This window comes from Chryseobacterium oryctis (genome assembly GCF_025971925.1).
Classification (GTDB): Bacteria; Bacteroidota; Bacteroidia; order Flavobacteriales; family Weeksellaceae; genus Chryseobacterium; species Chryseobacterium oryctis.
Genome location: NZ_JAPDHV010000003.1, coordinates 258,422 through 284,298 on the forward strand (window position 1 = coordinate 258,422; position 25,877 = coordinate 284,298).

Here is a 25,877-nt window from a genome sequence, read left to right on the forward strand (position 1 = left end):
TTACAATTCAACAAAAATAAAAAAAAGTGTAGAACTTCTACACTTTTAACAATCTTTTTTTGATTAATTTATTTAGCAGTTACCTTTACAAGCATATCGATGTCATCTTTAATAAAAACATCTTGCATTGAAGACTTGTAAGCAACATCAAATTTTTGTCTGTCAAAAGAGAATTTATTTGAAACCAAATTCACCACTCCTTTGCTGTAAGAAATTTTAGCAGGGAAAGAAACCTTATTCGTTTTTCCTTTTACCGTTAAATCTCCGGTTACCAAAGAGCTGTAAATTTTATCTTTATTTTTCTTTACACTTGTAATTTTAAAAGTTGCAGTTGGGAATTTATCAACTTCAAAGAAATCTCCATTTTTAAGGTGTCCATTTAATTTTTGTTGGTATTCTCCCGAAAGGTCAGTTGCATTAATAGAAGTCATGTCTAAAACAAAACTACCTCCTACTAATTGATTTCCTTTCATAACCAAATCTCCAGACTTCACCCCTACTGTTCCGTCGTGTGAACTAGCCTCAGATTTTGCAATTTTGTATCCCCACCAATGAACATCAGATGCTACTACTTTTTTTGACTGACCAAAAGCTAAACCACTAGCTAAAACCGCTAATAATAATATTTTTTTCATTTGAATAAGTTATTTACCTTGTTTAATGGTGCAAATGTAATATACTTATTTGATAGATTTCATTGATGTACATCAATAAAGTCAATTATTTTTATGAATAATATCATTTCATAAAAAAACTCCGAATTTCTTCGGAGTCTGTTTTATTCTTGATAATAAACCGTATAGAGTGCTATACCATTCAATCCTGTCTGATTTGTTTTAATAAGATAAATTGGAGTGTTTCTCAACATATTTTCCATCTTATCACTTATTTTAAATTTCTCGTAGAATTTATCTTTATTAATATAATCTTTTATCATCTGTGGGATATCACCTGAAATAAGCAATCCTCCCGTTGCTTTTAATTTTAATGTAAGGTTATTCGCCTCCCTTGCCAAAAATTCTATGAAAGTATCCAATGCTATTTTACAAACCAAAACATCATCTTCAACTGCTGCTTTATACAATTCTTCCACAAAATTCCCGTTTGAAAAGCGTTCTGATAACCATTCTGGCTCAGGATGTCTTTTTACATCTCTCAAAAACCTATAAATATTGAATAATCCCGTTTTAGAAAGCACATTTTCCCAGCTTACAATTCCGTAAATATTATTTAAAAACTGATAAAATTCAACCTCTACATTTGTTCTAGGCGAAAATTCCGAATGTCCTCCTTCTGTAGCAAATGGTCTTAAAAATTTTCCATCAAAGAAATATCCTGCTTCTCCCAGACCATTTCCTGGCGCTAAAATAGCCACATTTCCTTTCTCAAGGTGACCACTTGTATAGATAGGTTCAAGATCATTATCCTCAACAAGGCTCATTCCGTATGCCGAAGCTTCAAGGTCATTAAGCATTTCTACTTTTTCAAACCCAAAATCTTTTTTGAATTCTTCCACATCAAGCTCCCATCCCAATCTTGCAGGATTACTTTTACCTTCAAGAACCGGCCCTGGAACAGCAATTCCCAAACGTTTTATATTTTCAAGATTATTTTCCTGAATAAAGCTTTTCAAGATATCTGAAAGTGAAGAAAACTCTGTGGTTGTATAGGTCTTTTGAATTTTGGTTTCAATTCCTCCATTAGCAGAAATAAAATAGCCTAAAGTGGAAAAATCTTCACGAAGATTTGCCCCAATAATAGAAACATTATCATTATTAGTACTCTCTACACCTGGTAAATAAAGCGGAAATTTTGGATTCAAATTCATAATCTCAAATTTTATCAAATATAATAATAGTTTTCGTAAAATCTTTTCGGTAAATAAAAAACCTTTTCAAAAAAAATGAAAAGGTTTGGTTAATAATTGCTTATATTTAAATCTAACTACTTTCCTAATGGAATATTATACGAAAATCCTACCCCAATGTTCCCCACATTGTAGTCTTGATCCACCAAATCTCCCTTACTTCCTGTAAATACCTTCTGATATTGTAAGAAGAAATTCCAATCTCTGTTGTGGTATCCGATTTCCGGTTTAATGTAAAATCCTCCGTCTGGTCTGTCAACCGTAGTATTAGAAGCTACTTTGTCATCACCGACAAGAAAACCGTATCCTAAATCTGTCCCGAAATAGAATCCTGTTTGTTTTGGATAAATTCTGATTAAAGCACCTACAGGTATTACTCCAACATCATTATTTTTATATCCGTTATTATCTTTACCAAAATAGTGTGTATAACCTGTTGCAATACCTAATCCAAAACCGGGCGTGATTAAGTTTTGATACGCCACATCTACTCCTACAGCAGCAGAAGCATTATCCGCAGGAACTGCTAAACCAACATTCGCACCAACTTTAATCATATTATTCATCTGTGCACTCTGTGCGCTCACTACACCTGCCGTCAAAATTCCGGCTAGTAAGATTGCCTGTTTAAACATTTTCATAACTCCAATTTTAAGTTTTACTCCCCAAAAAGTGTAAAAATCGTGCCAAGAAAGGCTTTTTAATCCATTTTAACATTTATGCAATACATAAAATAATGATTGACAAATAATTACATTTAATTAAAATCAAATAAACGTTTAATTAATTAACAAATAAAATTAATAACAAGTATCTATAGTAATTTGCAAAGTCCCCAAACTACAAAATTTCATAAACTAAAAAGAGACTATCATTTAATGAACAGTCTCTTTTATATAATTCTAAAATTTAAAATTCTTTTAGTTTGAAGCTGGAAGTTGTTTTTTTCCTTCTCCTTTTTTCTCTAACTTTTCAGATACTTTTTTAATTACAAATTCAATTACCATAGGTGCAACAATTGCAAGTACAGCTTTTAATATTCTGGATTTCATAATGTTTATTTTTTTGTGATTAATACAATTTCTAAGCCATAAAAAAATAAATCAATTTTCATCCTCCAAAATAAGATTCTCGTAATTTTTCTTAGCCGTCTTGAATTTTTCCTGCAGTCGAATCCTCAATTTTCTTGGTTTATGAACAATTAAGGATTCTCCGAAACCCAAAAGAAGTCTTTCTAATTCAAAATTCAACTGAACACAAATTTTAAAAATTGTTCCGTCATTTGACTCATTCACAATTTCCTGACTTGCATGAAAAGGCTTCGTTTTTACGTAAGGCGCATTTGAAGAATCAACAAAGAAAACTACATTTCTCGGAGCCATGCTCTCGGAAACCGTAACTCCTACAACATCTTTAAAATATTCATCCCCATCAAGATTTTTGTCAATATATTCAGTTTTTTCATCCAACTCAATGGTTTCCATTCTATCTAAAGCCAGATTGTACATTTTTCCTTTATAAAGACAAATCAAAAACCATCGGTTATTATATTCTTTCAACAATTGAGGATGAACCGTATACAAATCTGATGCTCTGGCTTTAAAACTTTTATAGCTAATTCTTAAAACCTTCTTATTCAAAATAGCATCATACAGCGTATCAATATGCTCCAGCCCTTTTAATTGTTCATTTTTATCCAAATGAATAATTGACTTTTGGCTGGTTGAATGAATAGAATCTTCCAACTTCTGAATAACCCCATTCATTTCTTTAAACATCGAAAAATCTTTAAATTGTTTAAGAATCTGAACCGCATTGTTCATTGCTTTCAAATCACTTTCATTCACAGAAATATTATGAATACTATAATCTGGGTCACTGTATCTGTAATATCTTCTTTCATACACCTCAATCGGTGCTTCATATCCGAACTTTTCGCTACGCATATTCTGCAAATCGAGCTGAACGGTTCTTTTACTTACAAAGGATTCTTTGCCTTCAAACTCAAATAAAGCCTCAGAACAAGCATCTATTAAATCTTCTAAAGTATATTTTCGATATTTGTTTTTCAGACATTTATCTAATGTTTTATAACGGATAAGTGCATTTTTATTAGATGACATGGTGTTTGTGTTTTTATTATTAGTGATAGCAAACTTGTCATTCCGACGAAATGAAGAATCCTTTTTTTTCAATCAGATTCTTCATTACACTTTGTTTCATTCAGAATGACAAATAAATTGTTTTTACAGACTGAAAACTATTTTTTAGTCAGCGCTTCACCTTCAAAAGAAATTCCTTCCCAGCCAAATTCAATAAAATTTCTGATATTCTGATGGTCTGTTCCTTCCGGATTTTTAAGAACATCTTCTTTGTAAAACTCTCCGAAAAGATTCAATGTATCTTCTTTTGATAAATTATTGATTTTAGCAAAACTGAAAACCTTACAAGAACCATTATTCTGATTTTCTTCATTTACAGTGTTTCCGTTACTAAATTTAGTCGGTTTAAAATCAAAATTTTCATCTATATAAGCAATTACCTCTTTAAATTGAATTGTTTCTGGTGAAGTTTTTAATTGTTCTACTATCATTTTTCTAAATTTTAATCAAAAATAATTAAAATAAATTTATCTACGCAAAAATAATGCGTACTTGTATTATTACTTTGCAGTATCAAAATAAAAATACAATGGAATTTAACGGAAATCACTTAATTGAATTGGGATATAGACCTGCAAAATGGTTCAAAGAAGCCATTCAATATATCAATGAAAATGAATTAGATGAAAATCAAATCAAAGAATATTTGGAACAATTCAAGCAACCTGAATTAATTCCGCTTCATGAAACAGCAAAAGATTTTGTCATCAACATCAGAGCAGAACATGAAAGTGAAAACGACAATGTAGAAAAAGTAATCAACACAATGAATGTTTTGATGAAAACTCCTACTCTAGTAAAAGGAGCTATTATGCCAGATGCCTGTCCTACAGGTCCTGAAGGTCATATTCCTGTTGGTGGAGTTGTTGTTGCAAAAAATGCAATCCATCCAGGATTTCATAGCGCAGATATCTGTTGTTCTGTGATGTTGACAGATTTTGGAAAAGCTAATCCTAAAGAAGTTTTGGATGTTGCAAATTCTATCACTCATTTCGGATACGGAGGCAGACCAAGAGGAGAACAAATGCCAATGTCTCAGGAATTAATGGATGCTTTCAGAGAAAATGATTTCTTAAATGATGAAAAATTAATCAGTATTGCCCGTTCTCATATGGGAACCCAAGGAGATGGAAATCATTTTCTGTTTGTTGGAATTTCAAAAAATACTGGAAATACAATGTTGGTAACTCATCACGGTTCCAGAGCTCCAGGTGCAGCTTTATATGATAAAGGGATGAAAGTTGCCAACCGTTTCAGAATGGAAATTTCACCAGAAACGTTAAAAGAAAATGCCTGGATTCCTTTTGAAACCGAGGAAGGACAATCGTATTGGGAAGCATTGCAATTAATAAGAAAATGGACAAAAGAAAACCACACTTCTATTCATGATGCGGTTTTAAACTCCATCGGAATCGAAAAAGAAGACAGATATTGGAACGAACATAATTTCGTATTCAAAGATGGAGACTTATTCTATCATGCTAAAGGAGCTACTCCATTGGATGATAAATTCATGCCCGACATTACAGGACCTAGATTGATTCCTCTGAATATGGCTGAACCGGTTTTAATTGTACAAGGAAAAACTAATGAAAGAAACCTTGGGTTTGCACCTCATGGTGCAGGAAGAAATTTCAGCAGAAGTCAGCATAGAAAATCATTGGCTCATAAAACTATTGAAGAAGTTTTTGAAGAAGAAACAAAAGGAATTGATGTTCGTTTCTATTCCAACGAGATTGATATTTCTGAACTTCCGACAGCTTATAAAAATGCTCAAAACGTAAGAGCACAAATTGAAGAATACGGACTTTGCGAAATCCTAGATGAAGTGATGCCTTATGGATGCATCATGGCGGGAGATATTGGAAAAAATGCACCTTGGAAGAAAAAGAAAAAATTCAGAAAAACATAAAACTAAAAAAATGACACCAAAAATATTACATAAATTAAAAGAAACAGAAGAAAAGCGCGGAGTAGAAATACTTCTCGCTGTAGAGTCAGGAAGCAGAGCCTGGGGTTTTGCTTCACCTGACAGCGATTATGATATACGTTTTATATACCGACATGAAAAAGACTGGTATCTTTCGCCGTGGGACAAGGATGAAACCATAGAATTTATGACAGAAGATAACTTAGACGGTTCCGGATGGGATTTAAGAAAAACGTTTCATCTATTACTGAAATCTAACGCTGCTTTACTAAGTTGGTTTTACTCACCTATCGTATATGTGAAAAATGAGAAATTCTTTGAATTGTTCAGACCTTTAGCTGATTCTTGTTTTTCTCCAATAGCAGTTTCTTACCATTATTTAAGCATGAGCAAAAAATATCTTGATGCTTGTAGAAACGATGAAGTAAAACTAAAATCTTATTTTTATTGTCTTAGAACCACATTAACAGTGAAATGGATATTAGAAAAAGGAACCGTTCCTCCTGTTTTATTCAGTGAATTATTGGTTTTAGTTGAGGATATAACAAAAAGGAAAATAGAAAATCTGATAACCTTAAAAGCTACAAAAGGAGAATCTTATGAGCATCCAAATGATTGGGAACTTTTTGGATGGCTAGAAAAAATGATATTGGAGAATGAGGAAAGAGCAAAGAGTCTGAAAGGTGGAAATGCCGATAAAAATGAAATGGAAAGTGTTTTTAGGGAAATATTAATAAATTAAGGAACAAAAACATGAAAAATATAATAGCTCTTTCTCCCATGTATACGGAGGACAGCAACAATTTGAAAAAAGCATCCCTCAATTCACCTTACGAACTGAGCCGTTTCAATGCGAAATGGAATGTTCCTGAAGAATTTCGTGCAGATGTAATTGGAGTGTATGGTGAAGATATTTACGCTGAAATTGTGGCTGAACAATGTAATCTAACCTTAGCCAAACCTGATGACGATTGGCTTTCAAAGATTTCTGAAGAATTTACAAAACGTAAAATTTCCTACGGAAAGCTTAAGGATTTTGTACATAAAGAAAATATTTTCATCAAATGTTCTGATTTTAAAAGCTTCAAAGCTGGAGTTTTCGATAAAGTGACAAATATCAAAGGTTTTGATACCCTTGATTTAGAGAGTGCCGTTTTCATTTCCGAAGTCGTAGAATGGGAACTTGAAGTAAGATGCTTTGTATTAAATAGTAAAATAGAAACCTATTCTTCTTATTGGCGGAATGATGCTTTCGACACCAATCCTCTTTCTGAAATGGAAGAAAAAGATATGTTTGAGTTTTTCAACAATTTCATCAAACAATATTCTGAAACACTTCCAAAAGCTATTGTCCTTGATTTTGGAATCATCAAAGAAAAAGGTTGGGCTCTCATTGAAGCGAATCCGGCTTGGTGTTCGGGTTTGTATGCTTGTGACGCGGAAAAAGCTCTGGAAGTTGTAGTGAAAAGCTGTGCGAAAAATATAAAACTATGAATAATTTACCACAATATAGAATTATTGAAAATGAACAATTAAAATTACATCCCGATTATTTATTTGCTTATTCTTTTAGCGATGGGTTTACAATGCATCTTTTTGGATTTGATTTATTAATTGAGAATTCTGGTAAGGCTCATTTAACTTCTAAGGGTTTTATGTTAGAGGGTAAACATGAAGTTATAGAAAAAACTCCAAATTTTATAGAAAACTTTTTATTTTATTTAGATGAAAACCCTTTTCCTTTTGAGAATTACAGTTTTAATTACGACATAGGTATGACAGATATTGGTTCTCAACAAATTTTCATTAATTGGAATGACAAATCTTATTATTTCTTTATTGAGGGAACTGGAACATTTTTTCTCGATAATGATACTTCGGAATGGAAAACAAAACTTTTCAAACTCCAAAAAAAGCTACTAAAAATAGCCTTACAAGAAAGAAAATTATTAATATCAAAAGGTAATAAATAAATCCAATATTTTATTTAATTAAAAAATTACGGAATGACACTAGAATCCATAAAATCCCAAAACCTCATCCTTTTCGAAGCCATTTCGGGAAGTAGGGCATTTGGTTTGGCAACAGAAACTTCAGATACAGATATTCGAGGGATATCCTATTTACCTAAAGAAGATTTTTACGGACTGAATTACATTCCTCAAATTTCTAACGAAACCAACGATATCACCTATTATGAAATCGGAAGATTTGTAGAACTATTACAGAAAAACAATCCGAATATTTTGGAAGTTTTGGTAAGTCCAAAAGATTGTATTTTACAAAAAAATCCATTGATGGATTTGTTGAAACCTGAAGATTTTCTTTCCAAATTATGCAAAGATACATTTGCTGGTTATGCCATTTCACAAATAAAAAAAGCAAAAGGACTCAACAAAAAAATCCTGAATCCCATAGATAAGGAAAGAAAATCTATCCTTGATTTTTGTTATATTTTGAAGGAAAGTGGTTCTATACCATTAAAAAAATGGCTTCGTGAATTCCCCTCCTTTGGAGGGGTGTCCGAAGGACGGGGTGGTCTCTTACAGGAAAAATGCGGATTGGTTAATATCGACAATACCAAAGGTATGTTTGCCCTATTTTATGACGAAACAGGAGATTTGCGTTATAAAGGAATCATTCAAAACGAGGAGGCAAATCAAGTATCACTTTCTTCTGTTCCGAAAGGAGAGAAACCACTTTCTTATATGTTCTGTAATCTTGATGCCTACTCTACGTATTGCAAAGATTATCGAGAATACTGGAAATGGGTAGAAGAGCGAAATGACGAACGTTACAACGTAAATCAAAATCATGGACAAAACTATGACAGCAAAAACATGATGCATACCATTCGTTTGTTGCAATCTTGTGAACAGATTTTTAAAACAAATTCTCTTAATGTTCGGGTAGAAAACAGAGACGAATTGTTAGAAATAAAAGCAGGAAAATGGAGTTACGAACAAGTAATGAAAAAAGCTGAAAATCTAATCCAATCAATAGAAAAATATCACTCAAAATCTCAACTTCCGGAATATCCTGATTTGATAAAAACCACTAAAACTCTGGTCGAAATAAGAGAAAACCTATACAAATAAAACAAAAAGAGCTTCAAAATTAAAGCTCTTTTTGTTTTATATTTTAATACTGTTTATTTAACAATTTTAATATCTATAGCAGAAAAACCTTTTGGTGATTTCTCTTTTTCGTAAGAAACTTTATTCCCTTTTTTCACAGGTTCAGTACAGTTATTGGAATGAAAGAAAATGTTTTCCTTCGTTTTATCTTCAGTAATGAAACCATATCCTTTTTCACTAAAGAATGTTACAATTCCCATATTTATAGTTTCCTCTTCAACGATAGGAGCTGCACCTAGCTGAATATCATTAAGGTCAATTTCTGTTTTAGCATCCCTGTTTGGTGGAGTTGAAGTTAATTGCCCGTTTTCATCTACATACATCAACATATCATCAAGGCTCTTACCTTTATTGTTGCTTGTTTTACGCTCTTCTCGTTTCAGAGCTTTTTCTTTTGCTTTTTGAACTTTTTTCTTGAAATTTTCTTTTTTAGAGAAAGAATCCGCCATATATTTTTATAAAATTTAAATGTTATTCTGAAAAATAATAACTCTTCGATTTTCGAAAAGGAATAAAAAGTAATTTAATGTTTCCCAGAATTTCCCAGAGGATAAACCGAAAGTTTAATTAAAATTTGTCAGCTGAAATGGCAAAAACTGATAGAGAAAAATAGAAATTCTAAATTGCTACAGAGAAAGCAAGGCAGAGACCTTTTTATTAATTATCATGCAAATATACGGAATAATAATGACATTTTACATTTTAAACAATTGAAATTCAATTTATTTTACTTCTTAAATAGCTTTTGAATTTTTTTTTTAATCAATTGTAACAAAAATAAAATTACATCAACAAATTAGTTGACATCACAATTATTGATATATCAATTAATTTATCAACATTAAATTTATGGAAAAGCTAAATACAATAATATTCTACAACATCGACAAAGCAATAAGAACCTATAGAAATTATGCGCAGAGACAGTTGAAAGAAAACGGCTTTGAAATTACAATAGATCAATGGCTTACGATAAAAGCTGTTTTGGAAAACCCCGGAATTACTCAAAACGAAATAGGCGATTTGGTTTTCAAAGACAATGCATCAATCACCCGAATTATAAATTTATTAGCAAAATCGGGATATATCATTCGGGAAATTCACTCAGAAGATCGAAGAAAAACCAATCTAAAAGTGACAGATTCAGGAAAAGAAATTATTAAAAAAGTCCAAAATCTTGTTGAAAATAACAGAAAGATAGCATTGGAAAATATTTCCGAAGAGGAAATGGAAATCATGAACAATGCCTTAATTAAAATATCAGAAAATTGTATTAATTCTAAAAAATAAAACACTATGGCAAGAATATTTATATTCATTTATCTCTGGATACTCATGCTGATAAGTACTCTATCCCTATCTGCTCAGACGATACAAAACTACTCTTTAACTGGTAAAATTACAGCTGACAAAGCAAGTCAGATGGATATCAATCTTTTTAATTCTGAAAATAAATCTATCAAAACAGAAATTGCAGATTCAGAAGGAAATTTCAGTTTCGGTAATCTTCAAGGAGGCAATTATTATATCAAAATCAATAAAAACGGTTCTGAACTTTATAAATCCGACATCATCACAGTTACAGGAAATACTACCTTCCCTCCTATTCAGCTGAATGAAAAAGTAATTGAAGGTGTTACCATCACCAAAACCAAACCTTACATCGAAAGACAAGAAGGAAAAATGATTCTGAATGTAGAAAACAGCATTGTAAGTACAGGAAATTCGGCTTTTGAAGTTTTGGAAAAAGCACCGGGTGTAAACATTGACAGTAATGATAATATCAGCCTTCGTGGTAAAGGAAACCTTTTGGTACAAATTGACGGAAAAAACACTCCGATGACGGGGGCTGACCTTGCCAATTATCTTAGAGGAATCCCTTCTTCTACCGTTGAAAAAATTGAATTTATAACCAATCCTTCCTCAAAATATGATGCAGCAGGAACAGCCATTATTAATATCAAATTAAAAAAAGACCAAAGAAAAGGAACAAACGGAAGCATTTCAACCTCTTTAGGAACAGGAAAATATATCAAAAACAACAACAGTTTAAGCCTTAACCATAAAAATAAAAAAATCAATATTTTCGGTAACTATAGTTTTGCTTACAGAGAATTTTTTAATCATTTGATGCTCGACAGAAATTTTTATCAGGATAATGTGTTTGAAAAAGCATATGTTCAGGATAATTTTTTGAAATTAAACTTCAGAAACCACATTGCAAAAGTTGGTATGGATTATTACCTGAATGACAAAAACATTCTGGGTTTTTCAATGGGTTTCACCAGCAACAGATTTGACCCGAAAGGTGATAACTCCAGCATTGTTTTAGGAAACGATTATCAGCCAAAAAACACTTTCAATACACAAAATCGTTCAAGAGACCATTGGAAAAATGTATCCTTTAACTTGAATCATAAATACACGCTTGATTCATTAGGTTCGGAAATCACAACCGATTTCGATTATATTAATTATGCAAATACCTCATTGCAAAACTTTAATACCAGAACTTATGACCTGAATGGAAATCTAATGACTCTTCCAGACGGTCCGAATCCGTATATTTTGAAAGGAGATATCGACGGAGGTTTAAATATCTATTCATTAAAATCAGATTTACTCAAAAAACTTAAAAACGACTGGAAGCTGGAAACTGGAGTTAAAACAAGTTTCGTAAAAGCAGATAATGACATGAAGTTTTATGATGCAAGTTCAGGAAATCCGCAACTTGATGCCTCAAAAACCAACCATTATATTTATCAAGAAAACATCAATGCTATTTATGCAAATGTTTCTAAAAAATGGGAAAAATTCAGTACAAACTTTGGCTTGAGAGTTGAAAATACCAATGTAAAAGGAAATCAGATTACAACTAATCAGGTTAATACAAAAAATTACACACAGCTTTTCCCAAGCGCAGTTTTCGCTTACGATTTGACGGATAAAAGCAATCTGGAAATCAACTTTAGCAGAAGAATTACAAGACCAAGCTATAATCAGCTAAATCCGTTTAAGTTTTACCTTGACCCCACTACATCTAAGGCAGGAAACCCGGACTTAAACCCTCAAACAACAATGAATTATGAACTGACTTACAGCATCAGTAATAAATATTTTGCAACTTTAGGCTACAGTAAAACATCTAACAATATTACAGACGTAATAAAACCTGTAGTTGAAAATGGAAAAAATATTACCGTTCAAACCATTGAAAACTTAAGTTCTGTTTCTTATTACAATCTAAACCTTATAGCTCCCGTAAAAGTTACAAAATGGTGGGATATGAACAACAGTGCGAACTTTTACTATGGTTCTTACACAGGAAATGTTTCTAATACACAGATTAATAATCAGGGAAATTTCACTTTCAATATTAACAGTATAAACTCTTTTAAACTTGGAAACGGGTTTACAGCAGAGGTTACAGGAAATTACAGAGCGAGAGAAATCTATGCTTTTATGGACGTAAAACCCAACTGGTACCTGAATATTGGTGCTCAGAAGAAATTCAAAAACAATAGTACTTTGAAGTTCTCATTTAATGATATTTTCTTTACAAGTAATCCAAAAGCTCGTACAAACTTTACCAACTATATCGAAAACTTTGTTGTAGAAAGAGATTCTCGAGTAATTACACTTTCATATACCTACAATTTTGGTTCAGGAAAAAATGGGCAGCCTAGAAAAACGGGTGGTGCAGATGACCTGAAACAAAGAGCAGGGAACGGATAAACAAACCAATAGAATTAAAGTAAAAACCACCTTTTAATCAGGTGGTTCTTTACTTATTTTTTCTTTAAAATATAATAAATAGCCTTATCTTTTTCATCATTCATTGTATAAGCGAATTGAAAAGAATATCCGTTCGCTGACATGAAGTTAAGTGCATCCATCATAGAATTAAACTTCATATTTCTACCTTTTTCGTCTTTTATGCTTGTTCCGTTTTTAAATGAAATAGATTTTGTTTCTTGTCCGAAATCAATTTCTACATTTACTTTGGTACTTAAAGAGCGTCCCGTCCCAATAATCTGAACATATTCTACATCAATATCCTTAATTGGAACGTCATTTACAGTTTGAGAAAACGCAAAAGAAGCAAACGCAATAAGAGAAAAAGTTAATAATTTTTTCATATAATTTTTGCTTTTAAAGATAAATAAAAAATCCCTCAAATTGAGGGATTCTGTTATATTTAAGAATAATCTTAAGCTTCAGTTGAAGGATTTTGATTTTCAACAGGCTTTTCAGCTTGAGGTTTTCCCTGACCTTCCGGTCTGTTTGGTCTCTCAGGTCTACTTTGACCTTCTGGTCTTGGTTTTCCTTCCGGTCTTGGAGGTCTTGGTAAAAGAACTTTTCTTGAAAGTTTCATTTTCTTACGGTCATCATATCCCATAAATTTCACTTCTACTTCATCACCTTCTGCATAAGGAACCTTGTCTAAACGAGACCATTCAATTTCAGAAATATGAAGTAAACCTTCTGTTCCTTTAGCAATTGCAACGAAAGCTCCAAAATCCATTACTTTAACCACTTTTCCTTTGTAAACTTCACCTACAACTGGTACGAAAGTAATTTCGTTGATTTTAGCAACCGCTTCATTAATTTTAGCTCTGTCAGTTCCTGCAATCTCAATACGTCCGATTTCTCCTTGCTCTTCAATTGCAATCACAGTATCTGTATCTTTTTGTAATTGTTGGATAATTTTTCCTCCAGGTCCGATTACAGCACCAATAAAATCTTTCGGAATCTCCATTACGACCATCTTCGGAGCATGTGGTTTCACATCTTCTCTTGGTTGAGCAATCGTTTCTGTGATTTTATTTAAAATATGTAATCTTCCGTCTTTAGCCTGCATTAAAGCCTTTTCCATAATATCCATAGAAAGACCTTGGATTTTGATATCCATCTGACAAGCTGTAATACCATCTGCAGTACCTGTTACTTTGAAGTCCATATCACCTAGATGATCTTCATCTCCTAAAATATCAGAAAGAACAGTCCATTTTCCAGATTTTTTATCTGTAATAAGTCCCATTGCAATACCGGAAACAGGTTTTGTAATTTGTACCCCTGCATCCATTAACGCTAATGTTCCTGCACAAACTGTTGCCATTGAAGACGAACCGTTTGATTCTAAAATATCGGAAACGATTCTGATTGTATATGGATTTTCTGCAGGAATTACTGCTGTTAAAGCTCTTTGAGCTAAGTTTCCATGTCCTACTTCTCTTCTTGAAGTACCTCTTAAAGGTCTTGCTTCACCAGTTGAGAATGGAGGGAAGTTATAATGTAAGAAAAATTTCTCATCATGTTGAGTGATTACACTGTCAATCATGTTGGCATCTTTGATAGAACCTAAAGTTACAGCCGTTAAAGATTGAGTTTCTCCTCTTGTAAAGATAGCTGAACCATGCGCTCCCGGAAGATAATCAATTTCAGACCAAATCGGACGGATAGTTTGAGGATCACGACCATCAAGACGGATATTGTCTTCCAAAATCATCTGACGCATTGCTTCTTTCTCTACATCGTGATAATATACTTTTGCGAAAGGCGTTACTCTTTCTAATTCTTCTTCATTATCCGCATATTGAGCAAGGAATTCTTCAAGAACTGCCTTGAATTTTTCTCCTCTTTCTTCTTTGTTCGATGGAGTTCTTGCTACTTCGTATACTTTATTGTAGCATTCTTTCCATACTTTTTCACGAATTTCTTCGTCGTGAACTTCGTGAGAATATTCTCTTTTGGGAAAAGCTTTACCTACTTTTTCGGCAAGTCTTTCCTGAGCTTCAATTTGTTTTTTGATTTCAACATGAGCAAAGTTGATTGCTTCAATCATTTCCTGCTCTGTAATTTCTTTCATCTCCCCTTCTACCATTACGATTGAGTCTTTTGTAGCTCCAACCATAATGTCGATATCAGCTTTTAATAAATTTTCATAGCTTGGGTTGATTGATAATTCTCCGTCAATTCTTACAACTCTTGCTTCTGACATTGGCCCATCAAAAGGAATATCTGTAATAGCAATTGCTGCTGAAGCTGCCAAACCAGCAAGAGCTTCAGGCATTATTTCTTTATCATAAGAAATTAACGAAATCATTACTTGTACTTCCGCATGGAAATCTTCAGGAAAAAGCGGACGTAAAACTCTGTCCACCAATCTCATTGTCAAAACTTCATCATCAGAAGGTTTTGCTTCTCTACGGAAAAAGTTACCAGGGATTCTACCTCCAGCATAGAATTTTTCTCTATAATCAACTGTTAATGGTAAAAAATCTACACCTGGGTTTGCTTCTTTATTAGCTACAACAGTTGCTAAAAGCATTGTTCCGCCACATTTTACAACTACAGATCCATCGGCTTGTTTAGCCAGCTTCCCCGTTTCAATTGTGATTTCTCTGCCGTCTGCAAGAGTAATCGTTTCTGTAAACGCTTGAGGTATACTCATAAAAAAATTGTCTTCATGTACTCCGTATTGAGTACGATTAATATTTAAACTCTTTAAATTTTCGTTTGCAAAGGTAAGATTTTATAATGATTTTTTAAATTTTTGCCTCCAAAATATCAAAATCTGTCGTAAATTTTATCAATTAAATCAGTTCAACAAATAAAGCAGCTGGTTGTTTTTGTATATTTATTATAAAGTATTTCCACATTACTCTCCGTCTAAACATAGAAAGTAATTACAATATCAAAAATCAAAAATTAAAATTTAAAACACATGAAAGCCCAATTAAAGTTTGAATACGTAGCTCTTTTAGTTTTAGGAATTTTAGCTTTCAGGGAAACTGAATTTTCCTGGTGGTGGTTTGCAGGATTATTCTTAGCACTGGACATTTCCATGCTCGGATATATTTTCAATAATAAAATTGGAGCTTTTTATTACAACCTTTTTCACAACTTAGGAATCGCAATTACCATCTATATAGCAGGAGCTTTATTTTCCATCCCTTATCTAAATATGATTGGAGCTATACTTTTAGCCCATTCAGCATTTGACAGAATTTTAGGATACGGATTGAAATACCCTGATAGCTTTCAACATACACATTTAGGAAAAATTGGAAAGAATAAAAATTAATTTTTATAAAACAAAAAAGCAACCTCTTTCGAGATTGCTTTTTTTTGAAAATCTTTGTAGATTATTTTCTTAAACCTAGTTCAGCAATAATTGCTCTATATCTATTGATATCTTTTTTCTTAAGATAATCTAATAAGCTTTTTCTTTTACCTACCAATTTCACCAAAGATCTTTCTGTATTGAAGTCTTTGTGATTTTGCTTCAAGTGAGCTGAAAGGTGGTTAATTCTGTAAGTGAAAAGTGCAACTTGTCCTTCAGCACTTCCTGTGTCTTGTGCAGATTTTCCGTGTTTTGCGAAAATTTCTGCTTTTTTTTCTGTTGTTAAGTACATTCCAATATTGTTTAATGATTATTATGTAACGGGTGCAAAAATACAACTATTTTTCTATTCCACCAACATTATTGATTTCATTTATTAAATTTGATAGAAAAAAGAGTTAAAAAATTCTTAAAAAAACTATAATATCCCACCAAAAGAAAGTAATTTTGCACTTGGAATTACTGATGAGAAAAATTATAACTTTCACTGCTCTTGTTAGCTTTTTATTTTTAGGAATAAACCTTGTAAAAGCCCAAAATACCTCTGATAAAGTAAAAAAAATTCTTTACTTTAATCCTGAGGTAGAGCCTGATATTGATGAAATAAAAGAACCTACTAACACCGCTTTTTTCAGTGCCGTTTCTGATAATCTTAGTGAAAGAAAAAATAGACTAATAAAAACCGAAACTTACATTTCTTTTGACAGCATCGACAAACAAACCATCATTGATTACTGCATAAATAATGACGCTGATTTTGCCGTAGTTCCTAAAGTAAAATATTTCAAAGTCGGTATTGGAAAATATGTTTTCTCTAATCAGGTAGTTGTCAGCATGAAGCTTTTTGATGCAGAAGGAAATCTGCTTACAGAAACCGATTATGATACTTATCGTAAAAATATGCGTCTTTTGGGCACCACAGTAAACTCCGTAAAAATCGGAACAAACGGTGCTATAAAAGATATCGTTAAAAAATTAAAAAAACTAAGTTCTTCTACTGAGAAAAGGTTTTAATTCACGGTAGCAAGTTTTTTTATCTCTTTAATTTTTACAGTTTAGCTTTAATTAAATCTTAATTTTGGCTCATTATTACTCAGTTTTAATTTTTTGAGTTATTTTTGCATATCCAAAAAATTGACGTTTTGAATTCTAAAGACGAACTTATCTTCAACCCTGCCGATATTGCCGAAACTCTTAGCGAACTTCACGCTGACGAGAGGCTTTTGGCATTCCTGAAAGTTCCAAAAGAATACAAGGCAGAAGTTTTTTCTCATTTAGCGCCAGATTTTCAAGAAGAAACAATCAGAAGTATAGGAAGTGACGAAGTTTCAGAAATTCTGAATGCAATGACTCCCGATGACAGGACTGCTCTATTTGAAGACTTTCCGGATGAACTTATAAAATATTCCATCAATCACCTTAATCCGCAGGAAAGAAGAATTGCTCTAAAACTTTTGGGCTATGATTCCGATTCCATTGCCCGATTGATGACTCCCTATTACATCCAAATTCGTAAAGAATGGTCTGTAAAAAGATGTCTTCAACAAATAAAAAAAGTCGGAAAAAGAGTGGAAACAATGAACCACCTCTATGTTGTAGATGAAAGAAACCGATTGATTGATGACATCGCATTAGGGAGTTTATTATTAGCAGAAGAAGATACTTTAATTTCAGAAATCACTGATAATCATTTTGTTGCAATCACAACAACCACTTCTAAAGAAGATGCTGTTACCTATTTTGAAAAATATGACAGAACCGCACTCCCTATCGTTACCGAAGCAGGAGTTTTGGTAGGAATTGTAACAATTGATGATATCTTAGACCAAATTGAACAGCAAAACACCGAAGATATCCAAAAATTCGGGGGATTGGAAGCCTTAGATTTACCATACACCCAAACTTCTCTTGCAGAAATGATAAAAAAAAGAGGAATGTGGCTGGTTATTCTTTTCTTTTCAGAAATGCTTACTGCTTCAGCAATGGGATATTTTGAAGATGAAATTCAAAAAGCAGTTGTTCTTGCCTTATTCGTTCCGTTAATCATTTCCAGTGGAGGAAATTCTGGTTCACAAGCTGCAACCCTGATAATCAGGGCAATGGCTCTTCAGGAAATTGGTTTAAAAGATTGGTGGTATGTCATGAAAAAAGAAATCTTTACCGGATTGCTTCTCGGAGGAATTTTAGGAATTATAGGTTTCTTGAGAATTATGATTTGGCATGAATCCGGACTTTTCAATTACGGAGTATATTGGCCTTTTGTTGGTTTAAGCGTTGGTGTTTCCTTAGTAATGATTGTACTTTGGGGAACTTTATCCGGTTCAATGGTTCCTTTTATTTTGAAAAAATTAAATCTTGACCCAGCAACATCTTCTGCTCCTTTCGTTGCGACATTAGTAGACGTGACTGGGCTTATCATTTACTTCTCTGTTGCCGGACTTTTCTTAACAGGAAAACTTTTGTAATACATCACAACATGGCGGATTTGCAACCACTTTACAATAAAGATATTTTATGGAAAAAGGCTTTGATCTTATTTCTAAGCGTAACATTTATTTCTTTATTAATTATTAAACATGACCTGATCATTGATGATGCATTCATCACTTTTAAATACTCTATCAACTTTGAAGAACATTTTAAACCTTGGTATAATTTAGATCCTGAATATCAAGGAAATGGACAGACCAGTTTATTATGGATGTGGGTTTTAGCTTTTTTTGCATTTCTACATATAAAACCAGAAGACTCTTTTATTGTTATAAATGCATTAATGGGTCTCTTCTTATTACACAAACTGATTAATAATTTTAGTTTTAAAGGAAATATATTCTCTAAAATCTTTAATATTTCATTTGGAGTTTTTTTCACGATCTGGCTTTATTTAAACTCAACCCATGGACTTGAATCAGTACTTACAATTTTAGTACTCTATCAATTTTTATTAAATTTTGATTCCAATAAAAACTATTACACAATACTATTACCTTTAGTCAGACCTGAATTTGCTTTATTTCAGATATTTTATGTTCTAAACCCTAAACTTTTCAGTAAAGATTTTTTCAAGAGAATAGCAATATCAGCAATTGGAGTTATTGTTTTTAGCGGGTTTTATTTAGCGTTCTTTGATTTTTATATACCTCTCCCTTTTTTATTAAAATCTCATTTCAGCAACTACTCATTTACTATAACTAAAGTTTTTATTGGATATTTAATTGTTTTTTCACCTGTAATTCTCCAACTTTTTGAAGAGAAAAAACATCTTATACTTTTACCTTTATTGATATTACTTTACTATTATACATTTCATGTAAGTAGTTATTCCTCTTCGATTTACATCAGATATTTATTTCCATTAACTGCTTATTTTTTCTTCTTTAATTCAAATGCTTTTCAGCAAAAATGGATATTTATAAAAAAAGTCATTCTTATTTTGTCTGTTTTGAGGATGTTTGACTTATTCAGCAATTTATATGAAAGCATGAAAGGCGTTGAGATTGTAAAAAACGGCTTTAAAACCAGTTATAAAGAATGGGCAAAACACCTTACAAAATCTGATAAAGTATCAATTATGGATGCTGGTTACATTGCTTATTATGCTCCTTCAACGACCTATGATGGTTATGGATTGAATGATGCAAAATTCTTACTTACCATAAAAAACAGAGACAGCATTTCCTATAAAAAATACTTTGAGAAAAAAAATATTAATCAAATAGCTTTGGCATCAACAAATCCTAAAAAATTCATTGCAAGAAGCCCAACTGAACAGTTCATTTATAAAACTTTAGCTTTAGAAAAAAGAGAGATTTTGTATATTTATCCAATGGATTTAGGATTCCATTTATTTGTATATAAAACGAAATAATGAAAATTATATCTCTTGTTCCGTCTATTACAGAGACTTTATTCGATTTAGGACTTACTGAAAATGAAATCATTGGGAGAACAAAATTTTGTATTCATCCTAATGAAAAGGTAAAAAATATTACAACCATTGGTGGTACTAAAAACATTAATATTGATAAAATTAAATCGTTACAGCCTGATTTGATTATTGCCAACAAAGAAGAAAATATCAAAGAGCAGGTTGAAAGTTTAATGAAGAATTTCAAAGTAATCGTCACCAATATTGAAACTATTGAAGACAATTATTACCTTCTCAAGAATTTAGGCAATATTTTCAACAAAGAGGAAAAAGCCCAATTATTCAACATCAAAATTTATGATATTTTTAATCAAATAAAAACCGATTCCAAAATAAAAGTGGCTTATCTTATTTGGAAAAAACCTTATATGACTATTGGCCACGATACTTTTATTCATAAAATACTGGAAGAAATAGGCTTTGTAAATATTTTTAAAGATAAAACTCGATATCCTGAAATTCAAGTTGAAGATTTAAACGAAGCGGACATCATTATGCTTTCTTCGGAACCCTATCCTTTTAAAGAAGAACACTTTAAGGAATTAAACCAAATTTACCCCGAAAAAAAGATTATGCTTGTGGATGGTGAAGCGTTTTCCTGGTACGGAACGCATATTGCAAAATGTGAAAACTATTATAAAAACCTATTAACTGAAATAAATTCTTATAAGTAAAAACTCCGGCAAATACCGGAGTTTTTTTTATTATATAATCTTAGATACTTCATTACAAAGCCATTCTAGTAATTCTCTATCTTCATCCGTAAAAGGATTAATTGTGTGAGAATCTATATCAATCTGGCCAACATTTTTTCCGTCTTTGAAAATCGGAACAACAATTTCTGCCTTTGTATCGATTGAGCAGCTTAAATAATTGCTTTCTTCATTCACATCAGGAACAACAAAAGTTTCATTAGAAACAGCAACCTGACCGCAAATACCTTTCCCATAAGGAATAATTGTATGATCTGTGGGAGCTCCTACGTACGGACCTAGTTTCAATTCATCTTTATCTCCATTTTTAAAATAAAAACCCGTCCAGTTGAAATAAGAAATTTCCTGATCTAACAAATGGCAAACTTTTTCAAGCTTTTCTTCAGTATTATGTTTAGGACTTTCAAGAATTGATGAAAGCCTTCTCTTTAGTTCTGACATATTATGTGTATTTTTTAAGAGAATTGTTTTAGCGAAAATTCTTCTTTATAACCAAACATTCCTCGTTCTTTTATCATTTCTGCAACACCTTCAGGAAGCTGATTTTCCCATCCTTTAATATTACTGGCAATTTTTCTCAAAATATCTCTTGAATAAATCTCCAAAAACTCAGGGTTGTAACTTGCAATATCTACGATACGATTATTTAATTTGAAATATTTATATAGCTCTTTCAAATTTTCCTCCACTTTCAATGTAGAAGAATCTAATAACTGATGAGTTTCAGGGTCTTTATAAGGATATAGATAAACTCTCATTCCGTTTCTGAAAAACTTCCCGAAAGCTTCCAAAATCCCACCTGATAAGTTTTTATAATATTTCTCATCAAACACCATCAATAAATTATTTACACCCATTGCTACACCAATATTTCCGTTGGTATATGAGGCAAAATAATCAATCAGTCGATAATATTCTGAGAAATTGGATATAATAACCGTATATCCCAACTTACCAAGAACATCTACCCTATCTAAGAAATCCCTTTCATCAATATCACCGTCTGCACGAAGATTTGAGATTGTAATTTCAATTAAAAGCTCCGTTTCTTCATGTGTACAAAGGGCATCTTTCAAAAACATATCCATACCATTTTTAAGCATATCAATGTTTACCTTCGTCACAGGTCTGAAACTCCCCCTTACCGCAAAAATATTCTTCTTGTATAAAATATCCGCAGGAAGCATATTATTCCCTTCCGAATTAAAAATCACAGCATCGGTCATTCCGTTTTTTACCAACTGCAAAGACATCAACCTATTATCAACATACGCGAAAGCAGGTCCACTGAAATCGATCATATCAATTTCAAGGTTATCTGTTGCAACATCATCGTAAAGAGATTCGATTAGCCTTCTTGGATTATCGTAATAATTAAATGCTCCAAAAATAAGATTCACCCCTAGATTCCCTAAAGTTTCCTGTTGCAAAGTAGCATCATTTTCTTTAAATTTCACATGAATTACAATCTCGTTGTAATCCTCATTTTCCTTTACCTGAAAACGAATTCCTACCCAACCGTGACCTTTAACTGTTTTATCAAAATTAATTGTGGTAACCGTATTTGCGTACGAAAAAAACTTTCTGTTCGGATTATTTTCTCTCGAAATTCTTTCTTCAATTAAAGCGACTTCATAACGAAGCATTTTTCGAAGTCTGTTTTGGGTAACATATCTGTTTTTTACCTCTTTTCCGTAGATCGCATCACTAAAATCTTTGTCGTAAGCAGACATTGCCTTAGCAATTGTACCCGAAGCTCCTCCTGCTCTAAAAAAGTGTCGAACAGTCTCCTGTCCTGCTCCAATTTCCGCGAAAGTACCATAAATAGTAGGATCTAGATTAATTGTTAATGCTTTTTGTTTAGGAGTTAGTTTCTGATACATTAGGACATTAAATTTTTCGTAAATTTACCAAAATTAAACCAACCTCAAAAGAAAATGAAGTTGAAATTTTTTGGAACGGGGACATCCCAAGGAATCCCCGTAATTGGCTGCACATGCGAAGTATGTACTTCAAACAATCCCAAAGACAGTCGTTTTCGTGCTTCTGTAATGATTACAACAGATGAAGATAAAAAAATACTTATAGATTGTGGTCCTGATTTTAGACAACAAATGCTCATCAATAAAGAAAGCAATGTAGATATTTTGCTTCTTACTCATGAGCACAACGATCATGTAATTGGTCTTGACGATATGCGACCTTTAATTTTTAAAACAGGAAAAAACATACCCATATATTGTCAAAAAAGAGTTGGTGAAGAAATAAAAAACAGATTTCCATACGCTTTTGCTGATGAAAGATATCCAGGAGCACCTTCTTTTGATTTGCATGAAATTGAAAATAAACCATTCACAATTTTAAATACAGAAATTACTCCTATTGAAGTAACTCATTATAAAATTAATATCCTTGGATATAAGTTTAAAAATTTAGCATACATTACAGATGCAAACTCCATTTCGGATACTGAAAAAGAAAAATTGTGTGGTTTGGATGTATTAATTTTGAACTGCATTAGGAAGTTTGACCCACATCCTGCTCATTTTATATTATCAGACGTAATAAAATTATTTGAAGAGCTAAAACCTAAACAATTATTTTTAACTCATATCAGTCATCATTTTGGAGTGCATGACATTGAAGATAAACAACTTCCAAACGGAATTCACCTTGCTTACGATAGTTTGGAGATTTTTTTCTAAATTTTTCTTTCAAAAAATTTTTGAATATAAAAGAAAGTTTCTATATTTGCACACCGATTCAAAGCAAGGTAATACATCAGCCCAGGTGGCGGAATTGGTAGACGCGCTGGTCTCAAACACCAGTTCTTAGGAGTACCGGTTCGATCCCGGTCCTGGGTACAAAAAACCTCTGAAATCATTTAATTTTCAGAGGTTTTTCTTTTTATCCCTTAATATTTATTCTCTATTTATAATGTAGAAATATTCCGTAATCAGAAGGAGTCCAAAGAGCAGCTTTTTGTTCAGCAGCTTTTAACGCATCATTTGCCCATGTATTACAGGTATTCAAAAAACTATACTTCCCTTTTGCATCATAAAAAGCATCGTTATCACTATACACAGCATTTGTAGGAATTAAAATATAGTTTCCGTTTTTATCTTTATCAAATTTAGCATCTACAAATCTTATCAATTTCTGATACTGATTTTTACTAATCATCATTTTTTTACAATCCACTCCTTCCTTCATCTCCTTATAATAAGTACAGTGCATAGCAGACTCACTCATCCAAAAAGCAGCTTTCACGGCTGTTGAAAATTTCAGGTCTGCCCAAGTCGGAGTGTCTAAGTAAAAGCCTTTATCACCCCAACCAATTCCAACATAATTATAATCAGTCTTTTTCGAAAGGGTATTTTCAAACGGAATTTTTGCGCTCCAATCCTGCAAATTATTTTTTACCGGCATCACAATATCCGTATGAACACCGTTTGTATAAATATAAATCGGGATTTCTTTATTCTGACCATCATCTTTTGCTGAAACCTCAATAAAAGGTAATAAATATCCCAAAGCTGCGTATAAGATTATAATTCCCAATATAATTCCTATTGTTTTCAATAAGAGAATAATCATTTTTTTCACCGTTCTGTTTTTTATATTAATAAAATTTAACCAACTATTCATTGTAAAAATATTTGTTTTAATCGGAAAATTCGCTATATTTAGTTATGAAATATTCAGAAATATGAATAAAAATAGTAAATCACAAAAAAGATTTAAAATAAGAGTAAAAGTAGCTCCCAAAAGAGTACAAAAAAGACGTTGATTTTCGGTGATACATTTATCATGAAAATCAATTTTTCTTTTTAGGAAAAAACTTTTACAGTTTTTATTTAGATAAAGCCCAACTTCCTTAATGCAAATAAATTAAGGCATGGTTATACTTCTCCATTAATTTTGGAAACTGAAAATTCCAAATAAGAATTTATCACCCATTATCTAAGTCTTTGTCGTCCCAATTCTTATCTAAAAATTCAATATTCCTTTTCAGACCTGCAAATTTTGTTCTTTTCACAGGAGATTTTCTAAATATTTCTGAAAACATTTCCTGAGTAAGGCCTTTCCATTCTCCTTTTCTGAAGTTTTTAAGCGTATCGTTAGGTTTAAACTTACTTTGCTGATGCGGAAGGGAAAACCTATTCCAAGGGCAAACATCCTGGCAAACATCACAACCAAACATCCAATCATCCATCTTATCTTTAAAATAATCAGGAATTTCGTTTTTCAATTCAATGGTTGCGTAAGAAATACATTTGCTTCCATCCACTATTTTTTCAGAAACAATTGCATTTGTAGGACACGCATCAATGCATTTTCGGCAGGTTCCGCAATGGTCAGTCGTTTCATGGTCTGAAATTAAATCTAAATCGCATATAATTTCCGCTAAAAAATAAAACGAACCACTTTGTTTGGTAATTAAATTAGCATTTTTACCGACCCAGCCAATTCCCGACTTTCTAGCCCAGCTTCTTTCCAAAACTGGCGCAGAATCTACGAAAACCCTAAAACCAAATTCTCCGATTTCTTGCTGCAATTCAGCAATCATTTCACGAAGAATATCTTTAATCACTTCATGATAATCTTCTGCATAAGCGTATTTTGAAATTTTAAAATTATCTAATGATGAAATCTGTTCTTCAGGAAAATAATTGTAAGAAAGCGAAATGACCGATTTAGCCCCCTCAACCAACAATCTTGGGTCTAGCCTTTTATCAAAATAATTTTCCATGTATTTCATTTCTCCATGAAAATTATTTCTAAGCCATTTTTCAAGATTCAGAGCATCTTCTTCCAAAAAGTCTGCCTTGGAAATGCCACAATTCTGGAATCCAAAACTTTTAGCCTTGGCTTTAATTAACTGTGAATATTTTTCAGAACTTGAATTCATAATTTCGCCTTGCAAAACTAAGATTATTTTATAAATTTGTTTAGGCTTTGGTTTTAATATATCTTTTTAAAAATCCATTGCATTTTTTAACTCTAAAATATT

Annotated in this window: 27 protein-coding genes and 1 tRNA gene; 14 read left to right on the plus strand and 14 right to left on the minus strand. The window is 32.2% G+C overall.

The features are described 5' to 3' along the window. Positions 1-68: 68 nt before the first annotated feature. From OH806_RS08165 to OH806_RS08190, 6 genes are all read right to left on the minus strand, one after another. Complete coding sequence (locus tag OH806_RS08165; protein ID WP_264743187.1) at positions 69-635, minus strand: YceI family protein; 567 nt, start codon at positions 633-635, stop codon at positions 69-71. 143 nt (positions 636-778) lie between these two features. After that, positions 779-1,828 (minus strand): glucokinase, encoded by a 1,050-nt coding sequence (locus tag OH806_RS08170; protein ID WP_264743188.1) that lies wholly within the window; start codon positions 1,826-1,828, stop codon positions 779-781. A 116-nt stretch (positions 1,829-1,944) separates the two neighbouring features. Continuing rightward, positions 1,945-2,508 carry a hypothetical protein gene (locus OH806_RS08175; RefSeq protein ID WP_264743189.1) on the minus strand — a complete coding sequence of 188 codons (564 nt, stop codon included), beginning with the start codon at positions 2,506-2,508 and terminating at the stop codon, positions 1,945-1,947. A gap of 279 nt (positions 2,509-2,787) precedes the next feature. Next, positions 2,788-2,919, minus strand: coding sequence for a hypothetical protein (locus tag OH806_RS08180; protein WP_264743190.1), 132 nt, complete (start codon positions 2,917-2,919; stop codon positions 2,788-2,790). 51 nt (positions 2,920-2,970) lie between these two features. Then, complete coding sequence (locus OH806_RS08185; RefSeq protein WP_264743191.1) at positions 2,971-3,990, minus strand: helix-turn-helix transcriptional regulator; 1,020 nt, start codon at positions 3,988-3,990, stop codon at positions 2,971-2,973. A gap of 137 nt (positions 3,991-4,127) precedes the next feature. Next, on the minus strand, positions 4,128-4,460 hold the full coding sequence (locus OH806_RS08190; RefSeq protein ID WP_264743192.1) for a HopJ type III effector protein: 333 nt from the start codon (positions 4,458-4,460) through the stop codon (positions 4,128-4,130). Between the two features lie 98 nt (positions 4,461-4,558). Here OH806_RS08190 and OH806_RS08195 point away from each other — a divergent pair, with 98 nt between their 5' ends. Genes OH806_RS08195 through OH806_RS08215 form a run of 5 tightly spaced genes read left to right on the plus strand, consistent with a single transcriptional unit; the run spans position 4,559 to position 9,057 of the window. Then, entirely contained in the window at positions 4,559-5,941 is a 1,383-nt protein-coding gene (locus OH806_RS08195) for an RtcB family protein (protein ID WP_264743472.1), read from the plus strand. A gap of 10 nt (positions 5,942-5,951) precedes the next feature. Then, a complete protein-coding gene (locus OH806_RS08200; RefSeq protein WP_264743193.1) occupies positions 5,952-6,701 on the plus strand; it encodes a nucleotidyltransferase domain-containing protein in 750 nt (249 codons plus the stop codon). 11 nt (positions 6,702-6,712) lie between these two features. Continuing rightward, positions 6,713-7,453: an ATP-grasp domain-containing protein gene (locus OH806_RS08205; protein WP_264743194.1), complete on the plus strand. Its 741-nt coding sequence runs from the start codon at positions 6,713-6,715 to the stop codon at positions 7,451-7,453. Beyond that, the gene (locus tag OH806_RS08210) at positions 7,450-7,932 is read left to right on the plus strand and encodes a hypothetical protein (RefSeq protein WP_264743195.1); all 483 of its coding nucleotides are present in this window, start codon (positions 7,450-7,452) and stop codon (positions 7,930-7,932) included. Before OH806_RS08205 ends, OH806_RS08210 begins: the two co-directional genes overlap by 4 nt. Before the next feature lie 33 nt (positions 7,933-7,965). After that, positions 7,966-9,057: a nucleotidyltransferase domain-containing protein gene (locus tag OH806_RS08215; RefSeq protein ID WP_264743196.1), complete on the plus strand. Its 1,092-nt coding sequence runs from the start codon at positions 7,966-7,968 to the stop codon at positions 9,055-9,057. Positions 9,058-9,110: 53 nt separating this feature from the next. Here the strand turns inward: OH806_RS08215 and OH806_RS08220 are convergent, their stop codons facing one another. Continuing rightward, positions 9,111-9,545 carry a cold shock domain-containing protein gene (locus OH806_RS08220; protein ID WP_264743197.1) on the minus strand — a complete coding sequence of 145 codons (435 nt, stop codon included), beginning with the start codon at positions 9,543-9,545 and terminating at the stop codon, positions 9,111-9,113. A gap of 400 nt (positions 9,546-9,945) precedes the next feature. Here OH806_RS08220 and OH806_RS08225 point away from each other — a divergent pair, with 400 nt between their 5' ends. Both OH806_RS08225 and OH806_RS08230 read left to right on the plus strand, forming a co-directional pair. Next, positions 9,946-10,386 (plus strand): MarR family winged helix-turn-helix transcriptional regulator, encoded by a 441-nt coding sequence (locus OH806_RS08225; RefSeq protein WP_264743198.1) that lies wholly within the window; start codon positions 9,946-9,948, stop codon positions 10,384-10,386. 6 nt (positions 10,387-10,392) lie between these two features. Further along, complete coding sequence (locus OH806_RS08230) at positions 10,393-12,831, plus strand: TonB-dependent receptor (RefSeq protein WP_264743199.1); 2,439 nt, start codon at positions 10,393-10,395, stop codon at positions 12,829-12,831. 53 nt (positions 12,832-12,884) lie between these two features. Here OH806_RS08230 and OH806_RS08235 read toward each other — a convergent pair whose 3' ends face one another. Next, on the minus strand, positions 12,885-13,235 hold the full coding sequence (locus OH806_RS08235; protein WP_264743200.1) for a hypothetical protein: 351 nt from the start codon (positions 13,233-13,235) through the stop codon (positions 12,885-12,887). 71 nt (positions 13,236-13,306) lie between these two features. Next, on the minus strand, positions 13,307-15,550 hold the full coding sequence (locus OH806_RS08240) for a polyribonucleotide nucleotidyltransferase (RefSeq protein ID WP_264743201.1): 2,244 nt from the start codon (positions 15,548-15,550) through the stop codon (positions 13,307-13,309). A gap of 273 nt (positions 15,551-15,823) precedes the next feature. Here OH806_RS08240 and OH806_RS08245 point away from each other — a divergent pair, with 273 nt between their 5' ends. Next, the gene (locus tag OH806_RS08245) at positions 15,824-16,183 is read left to right on the plus strand and encodes a DUF4260 domain-containing protein (protein WP_264743202.1); all 360 of its coding nucleotides are present in this window, start codon (positions 15,824-15,826) and stop codon (positions 16,181-16,183) included. Positions 16,184-16,244: 61 nt separating this feature from the next. Here the strand turns inward: OH806_RS08245 and rpsO are convergent, their stop codons facing one another. Beyond that, a complete protein-coding gene (rpsO, locus tag OH806_RS08250; RefSeq protein ID WP_264743203.1) occupies positions 16,245-16,514 on the minus strand; it encodes a 30S ribosomal protein S15 in 270 nt (89 codons plus the stop codon). A 173-nt stretch (positions 16,515-16,687) separates the two neighbouring features. Between rpsO and OH806_RS08255 the strand changes: the two genes are divergently transcribed. From OH806_RS08255 to OH806_RS08270, 4 genes are all read left to right on the plus strand, one after another. Further along, positions 16,688-17,236, plus strand: coding sequence for a pyruvate decarboxylase (locus tag OH806_RS08255; RefSeq protein ID WP_264743204.1), 549 nt, complete (start codon positions 16,688-16,690; stop codon positions 17,234-17,236). 110 nt (positions 17,237-17,346) lie between these two features. Next, positions 17,347-18,687: a magnesium transporter gene (gene mgtE / locus OH806_RS08260; RefSeq protein ID WP_264743473.1), complete on the plus strand. Its 1,341-nt coding sequence runs from the start codon at positions 17,347-17,349 to the stop codon at positions 18,685-18,687. Positions 18,688-18,698: 11 nt separating this feature from the next. Continuing rightward, positions 18,699-20,090, plus strand: a complete 1,392-nt coding sequence (locus tag OH806_RS08265) for a hypothetical protein (RefSeq protein ID WP_264743205.1) — start codon at positions 18,699-18,701, stop codon at positions 20,088-20,090. After that, a complete protein-coding gene (locus OH806_RS08270; protein ID WP_264743206.1) occupies positions 20,090-20,824 on the plus strand; it encodes an ABC transporter substrate-binding protein in 735 nt (244 codons plus the stop codon). Before OH806_RS08265 ends, OH806_RS08270 begins: the two co-directional genes overlap by 1 nt. A gap of 30 nt (positions 20,825-20,854) precedes the next feature. Here the strand turns inward: OH806_RS08270 and OH806_RS08275 are convergent, their stop codons facing one another. Next, positions 20,855-21,304: a GAF domain-containing protein gene (locus tag OH806_RS08275; RefSeq protein ID WP_264743207.1), complete on the minus strand. Its 450-nt coding sequence runs from the start codon at positions 21,302-21,304 to the stop codon at positions 20,855-20,857. Positions 21,305-21,318: 14 nt separating this feature from the next. Further along, a complete protein-coding gene (locus OH806_RS08280; protein WP_264743208.1) occupies positions 21,319-22,746 on the minus strand; it encodes a TonB-dependent receptor in 1,428 nt (475 codons plus the stop codon). Positions 22,747-22,800: 54 nt separating this feature from the next. Between OH806_RS08280 and OH806_RS08285 the strand changes: the two genes are divergently transcribed. Together OH806_RS08285 and OH806_RS08290 are read left to right on the plus strand one after the other, a co-directional pair. Then, a complete protein-coding gene (locus OH806_RS08285) occupies positions 22,801-23,568 on the plus strand; it encodes an MBL fold metallo-hydrolase (protein WP_264743209.1) in 768 nt (255 codons plus the stop codon). Between the two features lie 79 nt (positions 23,569-23,647). Next, positions 23,648-23,727, plus strand: a tRNA-Leu gene (locus OH806_RS08290). A 64-nt stretch (positions 23,728-23,791) separates the two neighbouring features. Here the strand turns inward: OH806_RS08290 and OH806_RS08295 are convergent. Then, positions 23,792-24,469: a TIGR02117 family protein gene (locus tag OH806_RS08295; RefSeq protein WP_406567617.1), complete on the minus strand. Its 678-nt coding sequence runs from the start codon at positions 24,467-24,469 to the stop codon at positions 23,792-23,794. Positions 24,470-24,815: 346 nt separating this feature from the next. Continuing rightward, positions 24,816-25,775, minus strand: a complete 960-nt coding sequence (gene queG, locus OH806_RS08300) for a tRNA epoxyqueuosine(34) reductase QueG (RefSeq protein WP_264743211.1) — start codon at positions 25,773-25,775, stop codon at positions 24,816-24,818. Between the last annotated feature and the right edge of the window lie 102 nt (positions 25,776-25,877).

Bases quoted from the DNA above. Each gene is read 5' to 3' on its own strand.
- OH806_RS08165 (WP_264743187.1), bottom strand. From the start codon at position 635: ATGAAAAAAATATTATTATTAGCGGTTTTAGCTAGTGGTTTAGCTTTT.
- OH806_RS08170 (WP_264743188.1), bottom strand. From the start codon at position 1,828: ATGAATTTGAATCCAAAATTTCCGCTTTATTTACCAGGTGTAGAGAGT.
- OH806_RS08175 (WP_264743189.1), bottom strand. From the start codon at position 2,508: ATGAAAATGTTTAAACAGGCAATCTTACTAGCCGGAATTTTGACGGCA.
- OH806_RS08180 (WP_264743190.1), bottom strand. From the start codon at position 2,919: ATGAAATCCAGAATATTAAAAGCTGTACTTGCAATTGTTGCACCTATG.
- OH806_RS08185 (WP_264743191.1), bottom strand. From the start codon at position 3,990: ATGTCATCTAATAAAAATGCACTTATCCGTTATAAAACATTAGATAAA.
- OH806_RS08190 (WP_264743192.1), bottom strand. From the start codon at position 4,460: ATGATAGTAGAACAATTAAAAACTTCACCAGAAACAATTCAATTTAAA.
- OH806_RS08195 (WP_264743472.1), top strand. From the start codon at position 4,559: ATGGAATTTAACGGAAATCACTTAATTGAATTGGGATATAGACCTGCA.
- OH806_RS08200 (WP_264743193.1), top strand. From the start codon at position 5,952: ATGACACCAAAAATATTACATAAATTAAAAGAAACAGAAGAAAAGCGC.
- OH806_RS08205 (WP_264743194.1), top strand. From the start codon at position 6,713: ATGAAAAATATAATAGCTCTTTCTCCCATGTATACGGAGGACAGCAAC.
- OH806_RS08210 (WP_264743195.1), top strand. From the start codon at position 7,450: ATGAATAATTTACCACAATATAGAATTATTGAAAATGAACAATTAAAA.
- OH806_RS08215 (WP_264743196.1), top strand. From the start codon at position 7,966: ATGACACTAGAATCCATAAAATCCCAAAACCTCATCCTTTTCGAAGCC.
- OH806_RS08220 (WP_264743197.1), bottom strand. From the start codon at position 9,545: ATGGCGGATTCTTTCTCTAAAAAAGAAAATTTCAAGAAAAAAGTTCAA.
- OH806_RS08225 (WP_264743198.1), top strand. From the start codon at position 9,946: ATGGAAAAGCTAAATACAATAATATTCTACAACATCGACAAAGCAATA.
- OH806_RS08230 (WP_264743199.1), top strand. From the start codon at position 10,393: ATGGCAAGAATATTTATATTCATTTATCTCTGGATACTCATGCTGATA.
- OH806_RS08235 (WP_264743200.1), bottom strand. From the start codon at position 13,235: ATGAAAAAATTATTAACTTTTTCTCTTATTGCGTTTGCTTCTTTTGCG.
- OH806_RS08240 (WP_264743201.1), bottom strand. From the start codon at position 15,550: ATGAGTATACCTCAAGCGTTTACAGAAACGATTACTCTTGCAGACGGC.
- OH806_RS08245 (WP_264743202.1), top strand. From the start codon at position 15,824: ATGAAAGCCCAATTAAAGTTTGAATACGTAGCTCTTTTAGTTTTAGGA.
- rpsO (WP_264743203.1), bottom strand. From the start codon at position 16,514: ATGTACTTAACAACAGAAAAAAAAGCAGAAATTTTCGCAAAACACGGA.
- OH806_RS08255 (WP_264743204.1), top strand. From the start codon at position 16,688: ATGAGAAAAATTATAACTTTCACTGCTCTTGTTAGCTTTTTATTTTTA.
- OH806_RS08265 (WP_264743205.1), top strand. From the start codon at position 18,699: ATGGCGGATTTGCAACCACTTTACAATAAAGATATTTTATGGAAAAAG.
- OH806_RS08270 (WP_264743206.1), top strand. From the start codon at position 20,090: ATGAAAATTATATCTCTTGTTCCGTCTATTACAGAGACTTTATTCGAT.
- OH806_RS08275 (WP_264743207.1), bottom strand. From the start codon at position 21,304: ATGTCAGAACTAAAGAGAAGGCTTTCATCAATTCTTGAAAGTCCTAAA.
- OH806_RS08280 (WP_264743208.1), bottom strand. From the start codon at position 22,746: ATGTATCAGAAACTAACTCCTAAACAAAAAGCATTAACAATTAATCTA.
- OH806_RS08285 (WP_264743209.1), top strand. From the start codon at position 22,801: ATGAAGTTGAAATTTTTTGGAACGGGGACATCCCAAGGAATCCCCGTA.
- queG (WP_264743211.1), bottom strand. From the start codon at position 25,775: ATGAATTCAAGTTCTGAAAAATATTCACAGTTAATTAAAGCCAAGGCT.